This window comes from Oceanobacter mangrovi, assembly GCF_019740315.1.
In the GTDB taxonomy this organism is placed as follows: Bacteria; Pseudomonadota; Gammaproteobacteria; order Pseudomonadales; family Oceanobacteraceae; genus Oceanobacter; species Oceanobacter mangrovi.
In genome coordinates this window covers 304,014-322,702 of record NZ_JAHXZR010000004.1, presented here as the reverse complement: position 1 = coordinate 322,702, position 18,689 = coordinate 304,014, and the positions used below count along the sequence as shown (strand labels likewise).

At 55.6% G+C, this 18,689-nt stretch carries 18 protein-coding genes; 7 read left to right on the top strand and 11 right to left on the bottom strand.

Features of this window, described 5'->3' with window-relative positions; all coding sequences use genetic code 11:
* Nucleotides 1–16: 16 nt before the first annotated feature.
* The 4 genes from K6123_RS11145 to K6123_RS11130 all read right to left on the bottom strand — a co-directional run bounded on the left by K6123_RS11145 (nucleotide 17) and on the right by K6123_RS11130 (nucleotide 2,979).
* The gene (locus K6123_RS11145) at nucleotides 17–874 is read right to left on the bottom strand and encodes a hypothetical protein (protein ID WP_221797679.1); all 858 of its coding nucleotides are present in this window, start codon (nucleotides 872–874) and stop codon (nucleotides 17–19) included.
* Between the two features lie 58 nt (nucleotides 875–932).
* A complete protein-coding gene (gene rpsR, locus K6123_RS11140; RefSeq protein WP_221797677.1) occupies nucleotides 933–1,163 on the bottom strand; it encodes a 30S ribosomal protein S18 in 231 nt (76 codons plus the stop codon).
* A gap of 13 nt (nucleotides 1,164–1,176) precedes the next feature.
* A complete protein-coding gene (rpsF, locus tag K6123_RS11135; protein WP_221797675.1) occupies nucleotides 1,177–1,599 on the bottom strand; it encodes a 30S ribosomal protein S6 in 423 nt (140 codons plus the stop codon).
* 375 nt (nucleotides 1,600–1,974) lie between these two features.
* On the bottom strand, nucleotides 1,975–2,979 hold the full coding sequence (locus K6123_RS11130; protein ID WP_221797673.1) for a GGDEF domain-containing protein: 1,005 nt from the start codon (nucleotides 2,977–2,979) through the stop codon (nucleotides 1,975–1,977).
* A 259-nt stretch (nucleotides 2,980–3,238) separates the two neighbouring features.
* Between K6123_RS11130 and K6123_RS11125 the strand changes: the two genes are divergently transcribed.
* The 4 genes from K6123_RS11125 (at nucleotide 3,239) to K6123_RS11110 (ending at nucleotide 4,943) form a co-directional block, all read left to right on the top strand.
* A complete protein-coding gene (locus tag K6123_RS11125; RefSeq protein WP_221797671.1) occupies nucleotides 3,239–3,517 on the top strand; it encodes a hypothetical protein in 279 nt (92 codons plus the stop codon).
* Nucleotides 3,495–3,860 carry a hypothetical protein gene (locus K6123_RS11120; RefSeq protein ID WP_221797669.1) on the top strand — a complete coding sequence of 122 codons (366 nt, stop codon included), beginning with the start codon at nucleotides 3,495–3,497 and terminating at the stop codon, nucleotides 3,858–3,860. The genes K6123_RS11125 and K6123_RS11120 overlap by 23 nt, the downstream gene beginning before the upstream one ends.
* A gap of 96 nt (nucleotides 3,861–3,956) precedes the next feature.
* Nucleotides 3,957–4,406, top strand: coding sequence for a hypothetical protein (locus K6123_RS11115; protein WP_221797667.1), 450 nt, complete (start codon nucleotides 3,957–3,959; stop codon nucleotides 4,404–4,406).
* A gap of 9 nt (nucleotides 4,407–4,415) precedes the next feature.
* Nucleotides 4,416–4,943 carry a flavodoxin family protein gene (locus K6123_RS11110; RefSeq protein ID WP_221797665.1) on the top strand — a complete coding sequence of 176 codons (528 nt, stop codon included), beginning with the start codon at nucleotides 4,416–4,418 and terminating at the stop codon, nucleotides 4,941–4,943.
* A 27-nt stretch (nucleotides 4,944–4,970) separates the two neighbouring features.
* Here K6123_RS11110 and K6123_RS11105 read toward each other — a convergent pair whose 3' ends face one another.
* The 4 genes from K6123_RS11105 to K6123_RS11090 form a co-directional block, all read right to left on the bottom strand.
* A complete protein-coding gene (locus K6123_RS11105; protein WP_221797663.1) occupies nucleotides 4,971–7,052 on the bottom strand; it encodes a type IV pili methyl-accepting chemotaxis transducer N-terminal domain-containing protein in 2,082 nt (693 codons plus the stop codon).
* A 194-nt stretch (nucleotides 7,053–7,246) separates the two neighbouring features.
* Nucleotides 7,247–9,424: an ExeM/NucH family extracellular endonuclease gene (locus K6123_RS11100; RefSeq protein WP_221797661.1), complete on the bottom strand. Its 2,178-nt coding sequence runs from the start codon at nucleotides 9,422–9,424 to the stop codon at nucleotides 7,247–7,249.
* A 69-nt stretch (nucleotides 9,425–9,493) separates the two neighbouring features.
* Complete coding sequence (locus K6123_RS11095; RefSeq protein ID WP_221797659.1) at nucleotides 9,494–10,498, bottom strand: CobW family GTP-binding protein; 1,005 nt, start codon at nucleotides 10,496–10,498, stop codon at nucleotides 9,494–9,496.
* Between the two features lie 107 nt (nucleotides 10,499–10,605).
* Complete coding sequence (locus K6123_RS11090) at nucleotides 10,606–11,190, bottom strand: histidine phosphatase family protein (protein WP_221797657.1); 585 nt, start codon at nucleotides 11,188–11,190, stop codon at nucleotides 10,606–10,608.
* Nucleotides 11,191–11,462: 272 nt separating this feature from the next.
* On the opposite strand from K6123_RS11090, the gene K6123_RS11085 reads away from it, so the two are divergent.
* Nucleotides 11,463–12,224 carry a type IV pili methyl-accepting chemotaxis transducer N-terminal domain-containing protein gene (locus K6123_RS11085; protein ID WP_221797655.1) on the top strand — a complete coding sequence of 254 codons (762 nt, stop codon included), beginning with the start codon at nucleotides 11,463–11,465 and terminating at the stop codon, nucleotides 12,222–12,224.
* Nucleotides 12,225–12,405: 181 nt separating this feature from the next.
* Nucleotides 12,406–14,220 (top strand): methyl-accepting chemotaxis protein, encoded by a 1,815-nt coding sequence (locus K6123_RS11080; RefSeq protein ID WP_221797653.1) that lies wholly within the window; start codon nucleotides 12,406–12,408, stop codon nucleotides 14,218–14,220.
* A gap of 52 nt (nucleotides 14,221–14,272) precedes the next feature.
* Here K6123_RS11080 and K6123_RS11075 read toward each other — a convergent pair whose 3' ends face one another.
* Entirely contained in the window at nucleotides 14,273–16,798 is a 2,526-nt protein-coding gene (locus K6123_RS11075) for an ABC transporter permease (RefSeq protein ID WP_221797651.1), read from the bottom strand.
* Complete coding sequence (locus K6123_RS11070; RefSeq protein ID WP_343223982.1) at nucleotides 16,798–17,484, bottom strand: ABC transporter ATP-binding protein; 687 nt, start codon at nucleotides 17,482–17,484, stop codon at nucleotides 16,798–16,800. Before K6123_RS11070 ends, K6123_RS11075 begins: the two co-directional genes overlap by 1 nt.
* A gap of 118 nt (nucleotides 17,485–17,602) precedes the next feature.
* On the opposite strand from K6123_RS11070, the gene K6123_RS11065 reads away from it, so the two are divergent.
* On the top strand, nucleotides 17,603–18,244 hold the full coding sequence (locus K6123_RS11065) for an arylesterase (protein ID WP_246624732.1): 642 nt from the start codon (nucleotides 17,603–17,605) through the stop codon (nucleotides 18,242–18,244).
* 13 nt (nucleotides 18,245–18,257) lie between these two features.
* Here K6123_RS11065 and K6123_RS11060 read toward each other — a convergent pair whose 3' ends face one another.
* Nucleotides 18,258–18,623 carry a RidA family protein gene (locus K6123_RS11060; RefSeq protein ID WP_246624731.1) on the bottom strand — a complete coding sequence of 122 codons (366 nt, stop codon included), beginning with the start codon at nucleotides 18,621–18,623 and terminating at the stop codon, nucleotides 18,258–18,260.
* Nucleotides 18,624–18,689: the final 66 nt, after the last annotated feature.

Below are 18,689 nucleotides of genomic sequence, written 5' to 3'. Positions count from 1 at the left end.
TACAGGGTCGGGCCCGTTATTGTCCCGCCGTGTCTTTTAGTCGCGTGCGAATGTCAATCAGACTATCCAGCGCCGCTACGAAAATTAGTAATGTGTACATGTAAGGCCCGAACACAAACAGCGCCAGATACACTGGCAACAGCCAATTCGGACTGGCCTGGCTGTTAAACACCACGCCATGAAACACTGCCAGCCCTGCCAGCGCCATGATGACCGTTAACACGGGCACCATACCTGCCAACAGCGGACTCAGCTCGGCTGCCAGAAATACAGCCAGCATGACAGGAGCACCAAACGCCAGTGGCAACTTCAGTTGCCGGAATTCAGTACCAAAACCACCGGGGTGATCCTGGCTGCTCTGCCAATAGCGTCCCAATAACAGACACAAACAGATTACCAGCGTATGCAAGGCAGCGAGCACTCCATGAACCATGGGCGCTACCAGAGGCAGCAATGTAGCCTGGAGATCCGGGCTGTTTTCAAGCGCCTTGCTTACAAGGGTTTCACTCTGTTTCACCACCAGTGGCAATACATCAGCCAACAACCAGGGCAAACAGAAGTAAATAATTTCTCCCAGTACTGCAGCAACCATCAGCGCCAGCGGCAACCGCATGGTTTGTTTCAGTACCAGCGCAGTCAGTACAACACCAACTGCGACCAGAAACGGGGTTGGATCACCCATCGCCAGCCAGGCCAGCGAAGGCATCACGCCCCACATCGCCACCGTAGTGGCTTCTCTGGTTGGCTGGCGCAGGACAACCAGCGCCAGCACTGCCGCCCCAAGCCAAAACAGCAAAGGGACGGCGATCAGCCCAGCCGCGGCAATAATTGCCTGAGTGCGGCTGCGCATGGCCCATAGAGCCAGAGACTTCATGATTAACTCCGGATTGGCAGGTCAGTGACGAATCAGTCTAACCGTCAATCCGCACCAATCAATTGTCGTGTGCGTCAGTGTAAGGCAGCAGAGCGATGTAGCGCGCGCGCTTGATCGCAGTAGCCAGCTGACGCTGATATTTTGCACGGGTACCAGTGATACGGCTTGGTACGATCTTGCCAGTTTCAGTGATGTAGCCTTTCAGGGTTTCCAGATCTTTGTAATCGATCTGCTTAACGCCTTCAGCGGTGAAACGGCAGAACTTGCGACGACGGAAAAAACGTGCCATTAGAAAGCTCCTATTACTCTTCTTCTTCGTCAGCAGCTTCATCAGCTACATCAGCATCTTCGCTCTGAGCAGCTTTGCGCTCTTCACGATTTTCGGAACGACGACGATCTTCACGGCTTTCAGCAGCTTTGATCGGAGACATTTCAGTCACAGCTTCGTCTTGACGGATCACCATGTTACGCAGAATTGCATCGTTGTAACGGAAGTTGGTGGTCAGTTCTTCCAGAGCTTCCTGAGTACACTCAACGTTCATCAGGATGTAGTGAGCTTTGTGAACATCGTTGATTGGGTAAGCCAGGTGGCGACGACCCCAGTCTTCGAAACGGTGGATAGAACCACCAGTGCCTTCGATAGTAGAGGTATAACGCTCAACCATCGCAGGAACCTGTTCGCTTTGATCTGGGTGAACCAGAAAAACGATCTCGTAGTGACGCATTGTCAGCTCCTTGTGGGTTATAAGCCTTCCGGACCATCCGGTAAGGCAAGGAGTCCGCTCTACCCGAACCAGCTACCTTGCAGCAGCAGATCCAAATACACGGATAAAAAGGAGCGCGGAGGTTACCAGAGCGGTACGACTGATGCAATATTAATCAGTCTGGCTGTCAATCCTGCCTGCGACATCCAGCCACATGGCGAATATCCCAGCAGAGGACTAGGATATTTGTGTGGGCCAATTGAGGGTTGCCCATACTCTTCCATCTACCTGACTTACCATCAGGTCTAGGCCAGTGTTGCTTCTATTGTCAGATCCTGCAGCACTGGTTTTTTTTCGTCTGTCGAAAAGACCAGACCCAGCACCCCAAAACCATCATCAGCCCGCCTGCACCCGACGCGAATGCTTCATCCGGTACATGGTGGCGTCCGCCATCCGCAACACGTCATCAATCGGCAGCTGTCCTGCTGTCAGATGACAACAGCCAATACTGGATTCAACAAACAGGCCGTTGGCCATTGGCGTGGCAATCGCTTGCTGCAAACAGCGGATCAGTTTATCGATGTCTGGCTCGGTCCAGACATTCCAGGCCAGTAACACAAACTCGTCACCACCGATGCGGGCGATGGTGTCTTTTTCCGAACAGCAGCTGCGTAATTGCTCGGCAATGTGTTGCAGCAAACGATCCCCCTGATCATGGCCGTAGCGGTCATTAATTACCTTGAAGTTATCCAGATCGATAAAAAATACCGTGTGCAGTAAATCGTTCTGGCCCGCCAGTCGCTGCGCCCGCTCCAGCCGTAGCTGCAACAACTCCCGGTTAGGTAAACCGGTAAGTGAATCATGACGGGCCCGATGCATGTGATCCTGACGTTCCAGCTCCAGCTCACGCTCGTGTAAAAACAGCGCCCGCCGCTGCCATTCGGCCATGTAACCGCCAGCTCCGGCAATCAGGTTGGCGCAGATAATTACCACGTTATGGCTGATCAGGGTCGATAACGGAAAGGGCTGCCACCAGCCGAACATCAGGTTATAGATGGCCAGTAACAACAGGTCGACACAAAGGGCATAAATGAAGCTGGTACCAACAAAGTTGTAGGTATAGAAGGTGATCACCACCAGCAAGGGATAATAATACGTCGCCTGGCTGACAGGCAGCTGACTCATCACCCCAATCAGCCCGGCACCGGCGGCAAAACCAACCAGTGCCAGTAACAGGTCGCGATGACGGTCGAACAGCTCACGCTCAATCAGCAGCGCCACTGTCGCAGGCACCAGCAGCGCAAGCAGACGCGGATACCAGAGCTGCCAGCTGATGCCTTCGGGGTTACACCAGATGTCTACTACCAACCCGGCAGCAACGTACAGCAGGGCACCGAGCAAAACAGCAATTTTGCCCTGAAAACGTATACGAAAGAGAGAATTACGACGGTACTCAGCTTCCAGATGATCTAGTCTGAAAGTGAGAAAAAAGGGCCTTAGCTGCGGCATAAGTACTGACTACCCTGTCTGAATGCTCATCGTTATCAGCATCCTAATTGTCTGACAATAAGACAGCAAGGTGATTTTCTCATCTGTAAAGGTAAGTCAGGTTAAGCTGGATTTGGCTTGAATTAGGCACTTCTGAAAATGGAACCCGCTGATGAAAAAATTGTGGCTCTGGCTGCAACAAAGATCCCTCAAGGACCGCCAGAATCTGGGGCTGTTCGTGGTTGGTGCGGTGATCTTTTTTTGTGGTGGAGGCCTTATTTACGTGGCCAATTTGCGGATGGAGCCGTCAATACAACAGGAACTGGTGGTTCTGGCAGGTCTGGTGATTGGTGCAACAGGCGCAATTATCGCAGCGCTCGGGTATATTGCGCTCAGTGTTCTTAGACTCATCCGCCCCAGGCAACGCCATGACAAAAACTCCCGATATTGAAATCTACCTGATGAAAGCCACTCCAGATGCCGTGCTGGCCTGGCTCAGCAGCGAACTTGGCGAAGTGCAGCAAAGCACCAGCAAGGGCAGCAGCCAGCAATGGCTGATCAATGGTATCGAGGTGGTTTATACACCGGAAGCCGAAGGCAAGTTCGGTTGCTTGTGGATCAAACAGAATCTGACCCATTGGAACGATGACCTCGATTGCGCCCGCTCTGCTCATCCGGCGCTGGACTGCGAAGTCCGCTGTGCTGCACGCATGTGGAGTGAATCAGCCGAAGACGACCAGCCAGGATGGATCAAGCTGACCCGTGGCCAGGAAAAAGCCTTCGAGTGGGATTAATTCCCCCACCCGCTCAGGGTTTCTTTACGAGAATCTATTGCAAATAAAAATAATTATCATTAATGTAACCTTGACGAATCAAGGAGGTTACCTCTCATGTCTGCCACCCTGCTGAAATTTCCTCGTCCCGGCGTTATCCGGTTGTTGTCAACACAACGCACATCAACGTCTGTAACCACTGCCAACAGCCGCGGCTGTGTGCTGGAATTACTGGAACGCCAGCTGCAGCGGGAGGACAGTCCGCAGCGGCTGCAGCAGTTACTGGAAAGTTATCTTGATCTTGGTTTGCTGCAAGCTCAGCACCAGTCATCCAGACAACAGGCGCAATTATTACAGCGTTTGTGTCTGGTACTGGCCGATGTATCCAGCCAGCACCCACAGCAATCTCCCTGCTACCAGTTATGCCAGGACTGTCTCTATCAACCCATGTTTGCACTGCAGCATTGCGGCGTCAGCCAGCAGACGACGGCTTGCCTGCGGCAATTGCGCCAGCTGCAACTGCATCAGTTACAGCCCCAACAGTTACAACCACAGCAGCCAGCCTGACCCGATGCCATGACAACCCGTATTGCCATTCTTTACGACAGCAGCTGCCGCTGTTCCGCTGCCGCAGCCAACGCACTGGAACACCACATCGACTGGAGCCCTGTCAGCCTGTGTAACTTGCTGGCCTGCCAACCGGAAGATATCCAGCCCTACGACACTCTGATCATGGCGCTGCCCATCCATGCCTTTGGCACCCCCGAGATGCCCTGGGCCGATGCCTGGCCAATCCTGCAGGAAGTCAGTTATCAGGGGAAAACCGTGGTGCTGTGCGGCACCGGCAGCGATTTTTGTTTTGATGACGATCGTCTGGAAGCGCTGGCACAGCTGAGCCAACAACTGCAGGCTTTGGGTGCAACCCTGCTGGAAGGCTTAACTGACATGCCAATGTCGGTGATTCACAACTGGCTGCAACAACAATCCGGCTGTCGCTGGCAAACCCGGCCACGGCTGATTTATGCCGACAGCCAACGTTGCCGCCAACAGCCTATGCTGGATGAGGAAATTATTGCGCTGTGCCAGCGGATTCGTCAGCAGTAGCAAAGCGATATACAACAGTCTCAGCCGTCAGGCCGATTCAATCACTGAAACCGTCGAACAGCTGGCTGGCAACAGCAATGACAACTCACAATACTCACCACGCCGACTGGCAATTCTGAGCTGGCCGCGCAATTGCTCGACCTGACTACGCACCAGTGCCAGTCCGCGTGCTTCTGCCTGATCATCATCAGTGCTGCCGTATTCAACGGAATAGTCGGCCTCCAATACCAGATTCAGCAGCTGCTGCTGACTCAGATTGTCGATCTCCTGGCGCTTGTGCTCGCCCTGATTAAGCGCCCGCTGCCGCACCTGCTGCAAATTGATACCACGGCCGTCATCGCGTACTGCCAGACGGATACCACCAGCATCTTCCGACATATATACCTGAATACTGCCCATTGCTGGTTTACCGAGTAATAACCGCTCTTGCGGACGCTCGATGCCATGACTCACAGCGTTGCGTAACAGCTGCTGCAAGCATTCCTCTAGCAGTGGCCGTACCTGCGCATTCAGCCAGTGGGCCTGATAACCGGTCAGGTCCAGCCGCACCTGCTTATGCTGACTGGCAGCCAGCTGACTGACCAGCTGATGCCATTTGGAATCACCCGCATCATTCATCCAGTTAGAACTGGCAGCCGAGCGATTCAGCAAATCACAGATTTCACTGAGATCTTCCAGCCGTACAAACAGATGCTTCAGCGTCACCAGCACAGGCAACAAATCGGTGGCAGCCAGATCATGACGCTGCTGTAATAGCCCCAGCTGTTCCTTGAACTGGTATAACTCAGCGGCAAATACGCCCAACTGCATATCGGTAGCCGCCTGCTCCAGTTGCACAATAATGCGCTGACAATGCAATAGCTTGCCCTGATACTGGGTTTCCGCCCGCACCGGTTCCCGCAGACTGTCATTAACAGCTACCAGTCCATCTTCCGTGGAAGCCAGAAATTCCGGCAATTGTGGCTGATTACTTTTCACCACCTCACGAAAGGCATTGAGCTGCTGACCGGCACGGCTACCCGAGCGCTTGACCTCATCACCCAGCCGAACCAGTTCGGAAATATCCTGTACCGTCACCAGTACATGGTTGAGCACGCCCTTGCTCAGCGAGCGGCGGAAATGAAAGGTCAGATGCTTGATCACACAGTTGCCATGGCTGTCACGGACACTGACTTCCGCATCCACCAGCGGATTCAGAGAAACCACCAACGCTTCCCGCACTGCCGCATTCGCCAGCAACTTGATGTATTCACAGGCTGTGCGACTGTCCTGATCGGCCAGCAAGCCCTGCAACAACGTCTGGAACGACAGACCGGCATATTCCCGCGGCCCCAGAATCTCCTTTACCGACGCCGAATATTGCTCACCAACCGTCATATCACTATTCAGCAACAGCAAACCTTCACGAACGTTATCGAGGATTTCACGGGTTTCACGACAGGCCTGCTCAGCCTTATCGTCAGCCTGCTGCAGCCGGCGAATGAAATGAAACAGGATTAACAGGAAATTGATTACCGCCAGGGCAATGGCAGCGAGCTGGATCAGCCGCAACTGTTCGGAACTACGGCGTGCTTCGTCCTCCAGCAACACGGTCAGATCGTTCATCTGCGCCAGCAGCTGATTATTGTCACGCCGCAAAGCTTGTTCCAGCCGCCAGCTGAGCTGATCCCGATCAGCTGATGCCGCTGCAAAGAATTGCCGGAACTGCTGCAGCAGCGGTTGCCAGGTGATTTTGCCAGCCTTTACGGCGGTTTGCCCCGCTGGACTGAGCGGTGCCAATAAAATCAGCTCACCGCTGGCGTTGGTCACTGCACCGCCCAGTTCAAAAGCGGTCAGGGTTTGATCAAACAGGCTGGTCGCCTGCTCCATTTCATCCAGCGCCTCATCAGCATCCAGGCCGCTGGCGAGTCGTTGACGGTAATCAAACAGGGATTTGGTCATGCGCTGGGACAGCATCCGCTGTCGGCCAGCCAGATTCACATTGGTGGCGTCCTGCGCCAGCTGGGAGGCTATGTAAAAATTCAGTACCAGTACACTGGCATCCAGCAGAATGAACATCGCCACCGCAATGACAATCGTCCGGTATTTGCCAAACAGCTGCTCCAGCATGGCTTGTCCTCATCGCCAATAACGGGGAATAACCAACACACAGCAACCACAACCGCTGCTGAGGCTGAGACATCCGTTCCCCGAATTCCAACTGATAGATTCCACAACAGTCTAGAAGTCCAGGCTGATTTTTCCCCTTGCTGACAGGCTTTAGTGCAAACCGTTCTCATAGATATCTGTAAATCACATTTTGGCTATGAACAGCGGGCCTGAATCACCCCCTGAAGTCGTCTCTGACGACTCCCCACCGCCGCCGCTGCCAGCCAGCCGGCAAACCAGAACACTGAGCCACCACCAGAGCCTGAACCGGAATCGGTTACCGCAACGCCGTCATCCTGATCTGCGTTATTGTCAGTATCCGCTGTGTCCTGATCCGAACCATCGCTGCCAGAGCTATCGCTATCAGAACTATCACTATCAGAGCCTTCGTCATCCAAGCCTGGGTCTTCGCTACTGTCATCCGCCTCAATCAACAGGCCGATGATCACAGGATCATGATCCGAACTGCGATACGCATCCGGGTTGGCATAGTTATCCACTGAGGCATAAGCCTGGCCATTGGCTTCGGTTTCATAACCCAACAGCGAATCTTCCACCGAGTTAATATGCCAGTCAGCCACGCTAACCACCTTCGCCATCAGTTCGCCAGTTGCTAACGCATGATCGAGAGAGCCCAGCAAGCCACTGTAGCTGTAGGACCAGCTCGACTCGTCCAGCGCCAGATCCGACTGCAGCAAATTAGAGAAGCCACCGCTCACCAGGGTTTGTAACGGATCTTCCTGACTGTAGGCATTGAGGTCGCCGATGATCAGGGTGGCGTCTGTGCTGATACCAGTCGGCTGTTGCTGCAGATATTGCAGCAAGCCCTGCGCCGCCCTGCTGCGGGTCAGGTTGCAATTGCCCTGGCCATCTTCGCCTTCGTTATCTTCGCCACAGCTGGAACCCCGTGACTTCAGGTGATTCACGGCAACGGTAAAACTGAAGCCATTGAATTCGAACGTCTGAATCAGCGACGGCCGGTTGCGGCTATCCAGAAACAACGCACCGTCACTATCCGTCGGCGAATTGGCCGAGGTCAGCAAGACGGTCTGACCTTGTAATGTCAGTCTGGCCGGGCGATAAAACAGCCCCACTGTAATCTGGTCCGTGCCGATCAGCCCGGAGCTGGTTTGCGGATTGATAAAAGCATATTCAGCGTCACTGGCTTGCAGCTGGTTCAACTCATCCAATAATTGCTGAATCGCACTGCTGTAACCAAAGCCGTCGTTTTCCAGCTCCATCAGGCCAATGATGTCAGCATCCAGCGCGTCCATGGCAGCGACGATCTTGGCGCTTTGCATGTCGAACGCGGCAACACTGTTGGCGCCGCGAGAGGTCGGAAAACCGGAACCCTCGCCATCGCCGTTGAAATAATTCAGCAGGTTCATACTGGCAATACGCAGGTTGGCCTCATCACTGACCGCAGGTTCAAGGTCGCGAGCCTGACTGTTGATCAGGTATTTGCCAGGAATCAGCACATAGTCGCCATCAATCTGATGCAGCACGCCGCTGAGACTGCCGAAGCTGTCACCAATCCGTACCGGATTGTCCGCGCTGAAGCCGTTAACGCTGTCAGGGAAAGGAATAAATGCCGGATACCGGGCCGCGCTGCCGTCATCCACCAGCAAACGATCACGTTGATAACGCTCGGCCAGTGCCAGGGCTTCATCACTACCGGGCGCTGCCACATCGGTGGGCTGGAAGTGCAGTTCCGACGACACCACCAGTTGGCCATAATTCCCCAGGCCGTAACCGGCACCGTACAAATCGGAAATCACCAATCCTTGCAGGCTTTGCACTCGCATACCTTCCAGCGCTTCAAAGACCACCAGACTGGCGACCGGCAACACCAGCTTGAATGCCTTCGGCAAGGTTTGATTGGTCGCGCAGACCGTCAGCTGCTGCAGATTGGTGATACTGGTGACGCCATCCAGTTCCGCCACGGTTCCCTGCAGGCGAAGCTGGTCTCCGGCGCTGACTCCAGCAGCAACTGCCGCACTGCTGTCAGCGACCCAAACGGCTTCCGAGGTCAGATCCTTGTTATCCGTGTCGGCGTCTTCTTCCTGCAGCCAGAAACCGCCATAACCGCTGGCTCCTGTGGCAGAACCGGAACTGGCAAGGGAAGTCTGGGTAACAATACCTTCAAGGGTGACACTGCTGCCCAACAGCGGGCTTTGAAAATCAACCGAGCTGGCGCTGCCTTGCACACTGCTGATCAGATTGGCCTGCTCACCGCAGGAGCCAGCAGCGCTGGCCAGATTACTGCTTGCCAACAAAGCGGCGACTGTCGCCAGCTGAGTCCATATTGCTGATGTTGTGCGTGCCCTGCTCATAACCGTCCGCCAAAGATTCAAAAGCGGCCCAGTCTGAGGGCGGAATATTGCAGTTCGAGGAGCTTTTGATTACAGCTTGCAGGCCAGCCAGCTGGCTTGCAGCTGATCGCAATCAAGCGGCTGGCTGTCGATCAGCTCAAGACGGTTTTCGTAAGCGATGGCGTCTGTTTCACCAAGATATTGCTCACTGAGCGCACCTTCACGCAGGTTGAATACCATCACCCCGGCGTCGGTTGCCAGAATCGCTTTGGCTCGCTCGACCGCCAGGCCAGACAACCAGTCACGCAGTGCGCCCATGGCGAACCGCCAGTCTGAATTGATCAGCCAGCCCAATGAATAAAAGCCGTCGGTCTGGTTCGACAGCGCCCGAAAATCTTCGCCGGCCGCCAGCGCCAGTGGCTGACTGAGATCGACCAGCGCAGGCAATGGTTCTGGCGGCTGGGCAGTTTGCGTGGAAGATTCAGGCACAGGGGTTAGCCAAACGGGATCGAGTTGGCCCTGTTGTACTTCGACAGCCTGCAGGGCTGGCCTGGTCTGGCGCAGCTGCTCAAGACAATCGTGCCAGGCCTGCAGGTCAGCGGGCTCACACAGGTCGAGTTTGTTGGCCACCAGCACATCGGCAACCGCCAGCTGATCGGCGTAGATGCTATGTTGGCGATATTTGGGCTGACCCAGATGACGCGGATCGACCAGGGTGACGGTGACGCCAACGTCGAGCACGTCCTGATAGGCGGGCTGTCGCAATATCTCCAGAATCTGCCGTGGATGACCCAACCCGGTCGGTTCAATCAGTAACACGTCCGGCTTTTCCCGGCCGATCAGGCTGTTCAGGCCAATCTGGAATGGCAGCCCGGACACACAACAAAGACAGCCGCCCGGCACTTCCCGCACCGCGATGCCGTCCCCCAGTGACTTGATGATGGCACCGTCGACACCAACTTCACCAAATTCATTCACCAGCACGGCCCACTTTTCATCAGCCGGTTTGTGCTTGAGCAGATGCAGGATACTGGTGGTTTTACCCGTCCCGAGAAAACCGGTAATCAGGTGGATACGAACGGCGGGCTTATTCATAAACGGGTTCTTTTCCAAAAAGCCTTTTTACAAAGGTCAGGGCAAACAAACATGGAAACAACGTTATATATTAACAAACCCGGCTGATTTCAGCGCGCCAGTTTGCCTCAGCCCTGCATCACCGCCTCAAACCAGCCTGCTGGTAACTCCGCCAACGGCGTAATGCGCCAGCCGGAATCATCCTGATGATCAGTCAGCGGTTCTATCAGCACCGGAGTCGCATTGGCCAATGGCTCGCTGTCGGTGGTGTTATAGAAAATATCGTAAATGCAGCGAAACACCGCGCCGTGGGCAACGATCAACGGCAATGGATATTGCTCCAATACCAAGTTAAGACCTCGGCTGACACGCTGGCGGAAATCCTGCCAGGGTTCGCCGGCCGGTGGCGTTGCCAGATGATTGATCGGCCGCTGAATCGGCTGGCCTTCGTCGTCACCAAAATGGCGTTCGTTAAAATGCTGGTCGATCAGCAGATCAGTATTCGGTACCGCCAGCCGGGCTGTGTGCTGGGCCCGTTGCAGACCGCTGGCAATCACCACCGACCATGAATAATTCAGAAATGGCGCTGCTTCCCGCGCCTGTTGCTCACCCAACTCCGTCAGCTGGGCCTGGCTGCTGCCGCAATACCAGTCGTGGGCGTTATAGCCAGTCTGGCCATGGCGCATATACACAAATGGGCGCCGCACAATCATTTGCTACTCCTGCAATTGGAATCCGAAACCATTATGGGCAAGCCGCTACCGACTTAACAACCGTTACCCGATATTGAAAGTGTGGACTATGCACTATACACAAATGACCCATGTCATCCGGATGTCACAAACGACAGGGTTTGACTCTATTCGGCTGGTCATATGAAACACCCGTAGCATAAATTGGCAGCCAATTGGCCTGACAACTTTCCGGGGAGGGGACGGTTGGTAGTGCCAGACCATTCCCTCGATGTCATGACCCGGAGTAGCTCATGAACCCGTCATCCCGATTGATTGCCCTGACGATTGCCGTACTGCCTTCCATCGCCACCGCTGAATCGCTTTCCACCGAACAAGCTGACAATATTTCCGGCAACCTGTGTGCCCTGTCACAGCGCATTACCAAGGACTATCTGGCCATTGGTGCCGAAGTTCGTCCGGGCAAGATGGCTGAAGACATGAAAAGCAGCGTCGAGCAGTTTGAATCCAAATTACAGCAGCTGCAGGAATACGCCAGCCAGCACAAACTGGAATCCGAGCTGGAAAATCTGATCAGCCGCTGGCAAGTTTTCCAGCAGGATCTGGCTCATCAGCCAAGTATCGAAAATGCCCCACAGCTGATCGCTGACAGTGACCTGCTGCTGACGGCCTGCAACCAGACTGCGGATGCCATCAGCCAGCAACCCGGTGCTGGCAATGTTGAACTGGTGGCCATGTCTGAACGCGGCGCCACCCTGTCACAGATTATTGCCCGCGATTATTTTGCGCTGTACTGGAAGATCAACGAAACACAAATGCGTGATGGACTGGTGCTGGCCGTAAAGGATTTCGACAGCCACCTGGATAACCTCATCAAGGCCAACGGTAACAACCAGCAACATCGCGAGCTGCTCAACAAGATCCAGACCCAATGGCAGTTCTCACGTTCCGGCTTTGAGCTGTCAGAAGGCTCACAACTGGTTCCTGTGGTCGTCAACGCAACCACCAATTCCATCTACAGCAAGATGACTGAACTGGCCAGCGCCTACCAATAAGCCCGCCACGGCCCCATCAGCCAATACCAGGCAAGCAGCTGCCAATGCTGCTTGTCTGGTTATCCCCAAATCCTTATGCAAAACCGGACTATTTGACAAACTGGCCAGATACTCTGGCGACAGACGGGTATTCAACTAGTTTTTAATAACAAGTATCACTTACCCGGAAGCTGTAAAGTCCATGAAGCTATTTCGACGATTCAGTCAGGAGCCTGTGCCCGACTGGCAGCAGTACTTGCACGACGGCAATCACAACGCCCTGTTACAGTGCCCGGATGCCCCGCCGTTATTACGGGACCTGCTTGAGCAACAACAGGATCTCTCGCAACTGCAACAACTAACCCACCAGCTACCGCCCTTGATGGAACGCATGGGCAAACTGCAAACTCACCTGCAACAAGGGCTCGACACCCTCGGCGGCAGCCTCGGTGAAATCAACGACCGCACCAGCGACCAACGGCAATTTGTTGCCCGCACCCGCCAGCAATTGCAGCAAGGTGACCAGCATAACCAGCAACTGAAACAGGAAACCGAGCAAAAACTGCAACAGGTGATTGAGTTCTTCCTGTCACGCTTCCAGCAGTTGCAGCGCCAGGTAGCCGAGAAGTCTTCCAGCTCCCGCGCCGTCATCGATGTGATTGATGATATCGGCCAGACCGTCCACCTGTTATCCCTTAATGCCACCATTGAAGCTGCCCATGCCGGTGAAGCCGGACGTGGTTTTGTGGTGGTCGCCAATGAAGTTCGCGACCTCGCCCTGCGCACCCGCGCCAGTGCTACGGAAGCCTTCAAACAAATCGATCTGAGTTTTATCGAAGAACAGCTCGACGAGCTGTTACACCAGTCGGAAGATGAATTACACGGCCTCAATGACCGGGTTGGCGGGGCGCTGCAGACCATCGCGGATATCCAGCAGAACATGCAGCAGCAACTGGATGAAATCGACAACAACAACCGGGTGATTCAGGCCACCGTCGAATTGATCGACGTTACCCGTGACCGCATCAATAATCGCAGCGAGTGGGCTGGTGATCTCAGCCGTGACCTGCAACAGCTGTGGCAACAGAGTGAACTGCCACAACAGGCCAGCCGCATGCAAAGCCTGCGCAAGCAGGAATATTTCCACGACGGTCAGCGCGAACATCTTGAACGGATTCTGCAGCGTGGTGAATTGCGGGTCGCGATCGAACCCAAGTTTGTCGGCGTCTCCTTTCACCCTCATGCCGGTGGCGAACTGCAGGGCTTCGATGCCGATATGGCCCGGGCATTTGCCAAACAACTGGGAGTCAAATGCCGTTTTATCGAACATCCATGGAATTTGTGTCCACAATTACTGGACTGTGGCGCCAAACGCGGCGAACCCGCCGCCGACCTGATGTGGAGCGCACTGCCTCCTGACCCCGGCTATCACGACATGGCGTTTTCCAACCCCTACCTGTTCCTGCCTTACATTCTGGCCCGCCGCACCGGCGACCAGCGTATCAACAGCATCGCCGACCTGCAGGGCAAGGTGCTTGGCTGTATCGACGATCCGGCGGCTTTCGCCACCCTTGAACAATGTGGTTTACGCTGGCGCAGCAACAAGATGGTTAGCGGTGGCAAGGCCGAACTGTCCAACCTGCTGGCCTATACCGACCAGAGCTGGATTCACGACGCCCTGGCCAATGGCATTGTTGATGCTTTCGCCGTTGACCTGCCGATCTACTATTGGGCCAGCCAGAATCCTGCCAGCCCCTGGTTCGGTAAACTGGAAATCCTGCCCGGTAATCTGGCAGCGGAAATGTGGAACTACACAGTCGCCGTCAAGGCCGAAGCCGAAAACTACACCCTGCTGAAAGCTGTTAACGAATTTATCGGCAACTTCCGCAACACCACTGAGTACCAGCAGCTGTGCGAAAAATGGCTGGGCGATAACCACCGCGACCCCTACTGGAAATTCCCGTCAGGCGTCAAAGGCGATGAACAGCTGCGGCAGTTGTACTCGGAGCATCGATAACCGCCGTAGCGCCAGCCCGGCGGCTGGTGCCAACGACCCAGCCCTACTCCAGTTAGCCCAGCTCCCGCATTACCCGTAGCGGCGCGACCGCGACGGTTTTACGCAACAGCGAACTGCCCAGCAGCGCCAGTACCAGTGCCGATGCCAGCGGCAGCCACAACCAGATCCAGCCCAGGCCGTCGTAGGGAATATCCAGCGCATAATGGTACAGCGCCCAGCACAGGGCTTCCGCTGAGACTAGTGCAAGTACCGCCGCCAACAGCCCCAGCAAGGCAAATTCGGTGATCTGGGCGTTGCGGATCATCCGCGTGCTGGCCCCCAACGTGCGTAACAAGGCACCTTCCTGCAACCGTTCACGCAAGCTGGCCACCAGCGCCGATACCATGACCAGCGTTGCCGCAATCAATACCACCACCAGAATCAGCTCCACCGCCAGGGTGATCTGCTGTAGCAAGGTATGCAGCTGGGTCAGCAGCGCCTGCATATCGAGAATATTCACCGCCGGGAACTGGCGAATCAGGCTGGTTAATTCGGCCTGATCTCCGTTTGGTACGTTAAAGCTGGTGATATAACTGGGTGGCAGCAAGGCCATGATGTCGGGTGAAAACATCATAAAGAAGTTGGGGCTGAGCGAGGTCCAGTCAACTTCCCGCAAGCTGCTGACTTCGGCCTCAAAGTCGATTCCGGCAGCTCGGAACGCCAGGGTATCGCCCAGTTTGACGCCCAGTCGCTCGGCCAGCTCGGTTTCCATCGACAGCTGCCCCGGTTGATGGATACGACTCCAGTCACCGGCGACCACCCGATTCGACGATGGCAATTCGGTATCCGCTGTCAGCGCCAGATCACGATCAATGGCGCCAATATCCGCCAGGCCGAGATCCTGAATGCTCTGGCCATTAATGCTCAGCAGTCGGCCCGGCACCATCGGATAGAGGGTTTTCGATTCAAAGCCACGTTGCTGCAAGGCCTGCTGGAACGAATCCTTTTCATAGCTCTGGATATTGATGGCAAACACATTGGGAGCATTCTGCGGCAGGCTGTTTTGCCAGTCAGCCAGCAGATCGTTCCGCAACATGGCAATCACCACCATGACCTGCAGCGTCAGTGAAAAAGCCAGAATCTGACCAGCCGTCTGGCGGCTGTTACGACTCAGATGCTGCCAGGCAAATCTCAGATTCAGGGGTAAATCCAGCTGCGCCAGCCGTTTGCGCAACGCCAGAATCAGCCCCTGCAGCACCGCCAGCAGCACCAGTACCAGCGCTGAGCCTCCGCCCATCACCAGCAAGGTGAGTTTGAGGTCGCCGGTGAAAACCCACAGCAACAGCGCCAGCGAGGCAATCGCAATGGCGGTAATCAACCAGCCCGCCAGCGGCACCGGCGTCAGATCCCGCCGCAATACCCGCAGCGGTGCTACATTGGCCAGCGGCAACAGATGCGGCACGCCAAAGCCCAACAAGGTTACCAGGCCGGAGCTGAGCCCCAGCAGCCAGGCCAGAGGTGGTGCCGATGGCAGCTGTTCCGGCAGCACGTCTGCCAGCAGCTGTACGATCGCCGCCTGTAATCCCAGCGCCAGTACAGCACCGACTATGGCTGCCGCCACACCCAATAACAGCAACTGCCACAAATACAGTTTCAGTACGTCCTGGCGCGCCAACCCGAAGGTGCGCATCAGGGCACTGATATCAAAATGACGCTGGGCATATCGCTGCGCCGAAATCGCTACCGCAATGCTGGCCAGCACCACCGCCAACAAGGACGCCAGGGCCAGATATTCCCGTGCCCGTTCGAGCGAATCGGCCATCCGGCGGTTGCCTTCCTGCAGGGTTTCAAAGCGTTGTTTATCCGACAGCGACCAGGCTTGCTGGAAGGCTTCAACCTGCTGGTCATCACCTTGCACCATCAGCAAATAACGCAGACGACTGCCCGGCCCCAGCAAAGGGCTGTTCTGGACATCGGCCCAGTTGACCATCATGCGTGGCGACAGGCTGTAAAAACCGCCGCCACGATCGGACTCTTCGGTAATCTCACCGGTGACGCGGAAGCGCCGCTGGCCCAGCTCAACCTCATCACCAACGCTGGCATTCAAGAGCGCCAGTAACCTCGGCTCAACCCAGGCTTCGCCACGCGCCGGACCATGATTCTGCAGCGCCGGCTGTTGTTGTCCGGCGACGATCACATTCAGCCGCGCCTGCATCGGATAACCGCTATCGACCGCCTTGATGGCCGCCAGCGTCATGTCTTCGCCGTGCAACACCACACTCGGAAAGGTCAGCACCTGGGCGGTTTCCAGCCCATAACTGGAAGGCAGTGCCAGTTCCTCAGCGCTGAAGGGCTGGCTGGAACGAATGCGTAAATCCGCCCCCAGCCAGGCGGCGGACTTGTCGTTGAGGGACAGTTCCAGCCGCGAGCTGAACAGGGAAATCGCGGTGGTCGACGTCACGGCAATCAGCAGCGCCAGCAGAATCAGGGTTAATTCACCGCTGCGGGCTTCACGCCACAACAGCCGCAACGCCAGCTTCCACTGCAGCGCCAACGGCATAGTGTGTGGTTTGGGCGCAGCTTTTTCTGCAACAGACATCAGCTGGAAACCTCCGCTGGATTCAGCTCCTGCAACTGACCATTGGTCATCTGCACCTGCCGCGAACAGCGTTCTGCCAGCGCCGGATCATGGGTCACCAACACCAGTGTGGTGCCACGTTCACGGTTCATGGTGAACAGCAGGTCTTCGATCTGTTTACCGGTATTGCGGTCGAGGTTGCCGGTCGGCTCATCGGCAAACAGAATTTTTGGGTCTCCGGCAAAGGCTCGCGCCAACGCTACCCGTTGCTGCTCACCACCGGATAATTGTGATGGGTAATGATCCAGACGATGACTGAGGCCAACGCTGTCGAGTAACTCACGGGCTTCTCCGCGAGCTTGCTGACGGCCACGGATTTCCAGCGGCAGCATGACGTTTTCCAGCGCCGTCAGGCCCGGCAACAACTGGAAATTCTGGAACACAAAACTGACGCCTTCGGCCCGCACACTGGCGCGCTGGTCTTCGTCGAGCTGTTGTAATTCATGGCCCAGTAGGCGAATCGCCCCACCCGTCGGCAGGTCGAGCCCGGCCATAATCCCCAACAGAGTGGATTTACCACTGCCCGAGGCTCCGACAATGGCGAGACTGGTGCCGCTGCTGATGGTCAGCGAAACCTCATTCAGCAAGGTCAATGAATCACCACTGGCCGCTTGCACCGTTTTGCCAACCCGGGTTAACTCAAGCACAGTCGAACCGGGCTGCTCTGCTGCTTGTCCATGTAGTGGCGACTGTTGTCCTGACGCGCTTTTTTTATTCACAGAGGAATCTGCCAGCGTGATGTTTGCATCTTGTTCAAGACTGTTCATGAAAGCTTTTCAATCCCTGTTTTTATTGATCGCCGTGACTGCCACCAGCCTGCTGGCTACACCAGCCTGGGCGGCAGACGGACGACCGCTGATTCTGGTAGTCGGTGATAGCATTAGTGCCGGATTCGGGGTGCCAGTTCAACAGGGCTGGGTCACTCTGTTTGAGAAAGATTTGCAACAGCATGTTCCAGCGGCCCGGGTAGTCAATGCCAGCATCAGCGGCGATACCACTCAGGGCGGTCTCGCCCGTTTGCCCGCCTTGCTACAGCAGTATCAACCGGATTTGTTAATGATTGAGTTAGGCGGCAACGATGGTTTGCGCGGCATGCCGCTGCAACTGATCCGCAAGAACCTCAGCCAGATGACCGCCATGGCAGAAAACGAAGGGGTTATGGTGATGCTGCTGGGGATGCAGATTCCGCCTAATTATGGCGCCACCTACACCGATGGCTTTGCCGCCCTCTACAGCGACCTGGCCGACCAGCAAGATACCCTGCTGTTGCCGTTTCTGCTGCAGGACGTTGCCACCAAACCCGAACTGATGCAGGCCGATGGCATTCACCCAACCGCCGCAGCCCAGCCGATTATGGCTGCCGCCGTGATGGCCGAACTGCAGGTGTGGCTGGAGTCACTGGAATAACCGGCGGGCTGGATCAGCCAGCGGTTACCGCCGCCACGAAAGCGATTTCCAGCAGGTAATCCGGGTCTACCAGCTCGGCTTTGACACAAGCACGGCTTGGCGCTGTGCCTGCCGGCAGCCAGGCTTCCCACAGCTGATTGAACTCGGCAAAGTTGGCAAAGTCAGTCAGATAAATGGTGGCTGACAGCAGACTGGATTTGTCGGAACCGGCGTTTTGCAGCGAGGCCTCGGCCTGTTCAAAAATCTGCTCAACCTGAACGCGGAAGCTGGCGTTTTCCGGAGCTTCGGCCACTTCAACAAAATGGGCGATGCCATTAAAAATCGTCACATCCGACCAGCGTGGTGTCGGGTTAATTCGTTTGATGGTCATATCAGCCATTACCAATCGTCATTGAAAGCGGGCATTCTACCCGCCATCCGGTTACTGGCAATCACCAGTAACGAC

Coding starts and splice junctions, on each gene's coding strand:
- K6123_RS11145 (WP_221797679.1), bottom strand. CDS start 874: ATGAAGTCTCTGGCTCTATGGGCCATGCGCAGCCGCACTCAGGCAATT.
- rpsR (WP_221797677.1), bottom strand. CDS start 1,163: ATGGCACGTTTTTTCCGTCGTCGCAAGTTCTGCCGTTTCACCGCTGAA.
- rpsF (WP_221797675.1), bottom strand. CDS start 1,599: ATGCGTCACTACGAGATCGTTTTTCTGGTTCACCCAGATCAAAGCGAA.
- K6123_RS11125 (WP_221797671.1), top strand. CDS start 3,239: ATGAAAAAATTGTGGCTCTGGCTGCAACAAAGATCCCTCAAGGACCGC.
- K6123_RS11120 (WP_221797669.1), top strand. CDS start 3,495: ATGACAAAAACTCCCGATATTGAAATCTACCTGATGAAAGCCACTCCA.
- K6123_RS11115 (WP_221797667.1), top strand. CDS start 3,957: ATGTCTGCCACCCTGCTGAAATTTCCTCGTCCCGGCGTTATCCGGTTG.
- K6123_RS11110 (WP_221797665.1), top strand. CDS start 4,416: ATGACAACCCGTATTGCCATTCTTTACGACAGCAGCTGCCGCTGTTCC.
- K6123_RS11105 (WP_221797663.1), bottom strand. CDS start 7,052: ATGCTGGAGCAGCTGTTTGGCAAATACCGGACGATTGTCATTGCGGTG.
- K6123_RS11100 (WP_221797661.1), bottom strand. CDS start 9,424: ATGAGCAGGGCACGCACAACATCAGCAATATGGACTCAGCTGGCGACA.
- K6123_RS11095 (WP_221797659.1), bottom strand. CDS start 10,498: ATGAATAAGCCCGCCGTTCGTATCCACCTGATTACCGGTTTTCTCGGG.
- K6123_RS11090 (WP_221797657.1), bottom strand. CDS start 11,190: ATGATTGTGCGGCGCCCATTTGTGTATATGCGCCATGGCCAGACTGGC.
- K6123_RS11085 (WP_221797655.1), top strand. CDS start 11,463: ATGAACCCGTCATCCCGATTGATTGCCCTGACGATTGCCGTACTGCCT.
- K6123_RS11080 (WP_221797653.1), top strand. CDS start 12,406: ATGAAGCTATTTCGACGATTCAGTCAGGAGCCTGTGCCCGACTGGCAG.
- K6123_RS11075 (WP_221797651.1), bottom strand. CDS start 16,798: ATGTCTGTTGCAGAAAAAGCTGCGCCCAAACCACACACTATGCCGTTG.
- K6123_RS11065 (WP_246624732.1), top strand. CDS start 17,603: ATGAAAGCTTTTCAATCCCTGTTTTTATTGATCGCCGTGACTGCCACC.
- K6123_RS11060 (WP_246624731.1), bottom strand. CDS start 18,623: ATGGCTGATATGACCATCAAACGAATTAACCCGACACCACGCTGGTCG.